Source organism: Pseudomonas sp. IT-P218, assembly GCF_949767605.1.
GTDB classification, from domain to species: domain Bacteria; phylum Pseudomonadota; class Gammaproteobacteria; order Pseudomonadales; family Pseudomonadaceae; genus Aquipseudomonas; species Aquipseudomonas putida_AE.
The window spans coordinates 1-4,073 of the sequence record NZ_CATKQQ010000042.1 but is presented as its reverse complement, the minus strand read 5'-3'; the positions used below and the strand labels follow the sequence as shown (position 1 = coordinate 4,073).

The window sequence follows — 4,073 nt, the reverse complement described above, 5'->3', positions numbered from 1 at the left end:
CCTCGGCTCGGGCGCCAACTGGCTCAAGCGCATTGTGATCGCGGGTTGTGTCAGATAAGTGGGCTGCAGCGGCTTGCTACCGCCGCGCAGCGCGCGAGCCAATTGATTGCTACCCGCCGCCGTGCAGTAGGACGTTGCCAACACAGCTATCGAACGCTGTCCTTGTTGAATAAGCGCCTGCTCCAGCTCGCTGCGACTCAGGTTCCAGCTCTGCGCAAAGTCATGCTGACGCTCATAAATCAAACGTCGCAACGCAAACAGCATCAATCCGGTGATTGCTGGAAAAACCAGAACGCAACACCAGTACCACAAAGGCATCTGCCAAAGGTCTTGCGGCCACAGCAAAATCACCAGGCCGGCGCCCAGTAAAGCGCAAAGCACCACCACCAGGCACCACCGCCATACGCGAGGTGGCATGGGCAACACGCGCTTCTCGGCCAAGGCTCGAAGATCGACCGGCACGTTACAGCCTCCCGGCCCGGGGCAACGACGTGATTAAGGTGCAACCACCATCACAACGATACCCATCCGGAACGGCCTCTTTCAGGTAGTCGTTGATGTTTCTGCAAGACGTCACCGCACTTAAAGGCAGGTCAATCCCCACCATTGAGAACATGTATTTGGATAAGACTTTCATTATTTTTTCCTGAACTAATACCAGCGAGCATCAGTGATGCACTGACACATAGCGTCAATCCATATGTCGCCAGCGGAGCAATGCCATCTTTGAATGAAAGGCCTGCGCGCTCACTTAATGGGTTGCGGATGATTGACTACGCAGCGGGCGGTTTTATTTTTAAGAATCAGTAGATCACCCATTCCAGTAACAACACTAGGCTGAGTACCATCTGGACTTTTATAACTCCTATGCACGTTTACACCACCTCCCCAACTCGGATCGGCAAAATCCTTTCCTCGTAGTACCTTGGCGTATTTGTGGTTCGAACGAGCGTCTTTATAAACAGGCTCACTCGGCCCCTGGGGATCTTTAAGCGATGAATACTGATAATAATTTGGATCATACCAATCTTTGACCCATTCATATCCATTATCGGACATTGAATAGAGACCCAGTGGATTCGGAGGAAATCTATCGACAGGTAGCGGTGTAAAAGTACCAGTCTTCCAGCCCATCTCTTTGGCGAAAATTTTGCGATCCCATGAACTGGAAATATTGATACCCTTGGGCCCATCTTTCCAATCTTCGGTTACTTCGTCATCAGTCGCTTTATAGGTACCATCATCAGTAGCCACCATTAAAAATTGCCCACGACTTCGCGCCGCATACTCCCACTGGGCTTCGGTTGGCAATCCAAAAGGTACGTCACTGATATTTTTGAGCCAGTTACAATATTGCTCAGCCTCCACCCAATCCATATGTGCCGGGGTAGTTGGCATTGTACTAATAGCCTTGAAGTCATCACCGACATCTTGCCGAAGTTCCAAACCCCTACTCTTCAAATAGAACAGAAACTCCTCGTTGGTAATTTTGTACTTATTAATTGAATAGTTACTTAGCTCAACCTTATGCAATGGCTTACTGTCTTTATCTGAGTCATAAGGGAGCCTTTCAGGGCCATATTGCACACCGTAGTCCCCCATCAAGAACTCACCACCCTCAACGAATACGAGATTACTCTTAACCTTTTGAATAAACCCCTGCAGTTCTTGCGAGGGTAAATTTCCCTCGAGTGCTCCCTGAGAGAGGTCACTCTGCTCGCACCCCATCATTAGAACAACGGGCAACACAGCTGTAATACTTGAATTCTTCATAACCACCTCCCGTATCAAATCCACCGCTTCGTCTCTGATTCACACGGCCCAAAAGTACAATCATCGGGATAACGGTGATTATCAAGAGAATTGATTTGATAATAGGCAGTATCATTCATGGCTAGAGCATACCCCCAAACAGCACCAGGTTTTATCCGCTCATAAATAACCGACAGTTCGCGTTTCGCCTTATGCAAATCCAGATCACGATTAAGTCCCTCTCGCAGAAAATCCACTAATTTCTGCTCCTGTTGTTCGATTATCAGGAGTTCGACTTCGGATTCTGCCAAATTAGAGCCGTCAGGTGTCATGCGACAAAATACTTTGCGCCACTCGGCGCGGGTCTGAATGCTTCTGAGTATCCAGATCACCGCTGTCTTACGATCCTGATAGATGTCGAGTACCAAGCCCTTTCCGTAATTGTTCGGATCGAGATGATCCCAAGTGCCATGACGGGTGAGCAGGTAAAGCAATATCCCCTTAGCCTCTGGGGTGTATCTCAACAAACTGTCGACGTTACTATTTATATTTGTCGCGAGCTGATTGCGTCTCCTTGATGATTCCAGATTGCTTTTGTTCTCATCTGCAATGTTTTTTATAAACCTTACAAATTCATCCCCAACTTCCACAACATCACTCTGCAACTTCACAAATCGCTCATAAATATTATCTTTCACCTCATCCATTTGCATAACGCAATATTGACTATATGCATTAAATGCATCCTCTTTCACCAAATCAAAAAAACTGTAATTCAATCGATACAGCTGATAAACCAACCAAGCCCCAAATTCCACAATCGTATTTGTACCCACCTCACATATAAGCCCGCCCTTAGCCCCTAACCCCCAGCACAAACTGGCGGCCACATGAAAACAGAACTTCCCGTTTATAAATGTGCAGTGAAACTTTCCACCGGCCCCAGCACCAGCTAAACCGGCAATGCTGCCGTTGATACTGCAGAAGTCGACGAATTCGCCGCTGGATTTCAATAGGCCGGAGTTGGCGTCCGCCGGTGGTGTGGGTTTGAGCCATTGCAAGCCACCCTTGAGGCTGCCCTCGACCCGGGCGCCGGCGAAGGCTTCACCGGTCAGTTGCAGGCCTTCATCTCCGGCGGCCATTTGCTTATGGAACACCGCGCCCCTGGTTCTTCTTTCCTTGAAGCGGGGTAATCGGCCATTGGGCTGGCCAGCGAGCAATTGCTGATCACCTTTGGTCACAACCTGCAATTGCCCCTCGAGCGTTACCGAGGCACCGACGAAACCGCACAACTCAGGCGCCAGGTGCAAACGCAACATGCCCATGTCAAAGAGATTGCCTTTGGCATTGGTGTAGGACAACGACCAACCCATGCGGTCCGGTACATAGGCACTGAGGTTAACCATGCCGGAGGCGATGGTCAGGCTGGCCTTGGCTTCGCCCTTGACCGCGACATTGCCCTTGCCAGGGTCGAATTCGGCGCTGGCCCCGACATTGGACACAAAGCGCATGAACTGCGCGGCACCGGAAACGTCGACGTTCGCGCCCAACTCGGTCTTGCCCGACAAGCTTTTGTTCCAGCTTTCAGCCCAGTCGAACAAGGTAACGTCCTGATTCAAGGCTTCAGGGTCGAAATCCAGACCGGTCCACTTGATGACATCGCTCAACTCCAGCTTCAGTTTTGGCCACTCCAAGGCGGTCAATTGCTCCTTGAGTTTGTGCGTATCGATGCGGCGTTTACCGTGCCTGTCCTTGCCGTAGATGCTGTTCTCGGCGCCTTTCTTCTGGTTGCCTTTCAAGGACACCGTGTGCAGCTTGCGACCTTCCTGGCCTTTGCTGAAGTAGCCTTTTTTGACATAGGCATAGCGGACGGGCCTGATCCCGCGTTTGCCTTTCGCCGTTCCCGCTACCGGAAGCAATTCGACGACGTCGTCGTAGCTCATTTTTTCCTGGGAAAAACTGCCGAGTTTCTTGTGTAGAGCCTCTTGTTCTGCCTCCAGTCGATTTTCCGCCGCCGTGATTTCCTTGGCATGCGCTTCAGCTTCCAGGGGAGGCAGGGCGGAGGTTGAAGCCCTTTTGGCATAATTTTCCAATGCCCTGGAGTAGCGCTCTTTGGCCAGGTGAAACTCATTTATCCGGCGGGCCATCTCTTGCCAGTGTTGTTCGAACTCGCCCGCCTCGGTGTCCGTTATAAAGACCAGCTCTTCGGTCTCGGGGCGAAAGTAGCATTGGGGCGACTGGTGAGGCGCAACCACAATAGGGGCTTGCTTGCTGGTCCGGTTTTCAGCGACATGGGTATTGGCTTCGGTCATGCATTCAGG

General features: G+C 50.8%; 2 protein-coding genes and 1 pseudogene. All 3 read right to left on the bottom strand.

Annotated features, from left to right (window positions below):
* Nucleotides 1-462 (bottom strand): annotated as a pseudogene (locus ACM6I6_RS20410) (hypothetical protein); the annotation flags it as partial.
* 285 nt (nt 463-747) lie between these two features.
* Entirely contained in the window at nt 748-1,773 is a 1,026-nt protein-coding gene (locus ACM6I6_RS20405) for a formylglycine-generating enzyme family protein (RefSeq protein ID WP_414920638.1), read from the bottom strand.
* Between the two features lie 14 nt (nt 1,774-1,787).
* Nucleotides 1,788-4,073: hypothetical protein (locus ACM6I6_RS20400; RefSeq protein ID WP_414920637.1), on the bottom strand; the 2,286-nt coding region annotated here is incomplete at its 5' end.

What these genes read in the sequence shown, in the direction of transcription:
- ACM6I6_RS20405 (WP_414920638.1), bottom strand. Translation starts at nt 1,773, where the DNA reads ATGAAGAATTCAAGTATTACAGCTGTGTTGCCCGTTGTTCTAATGATG.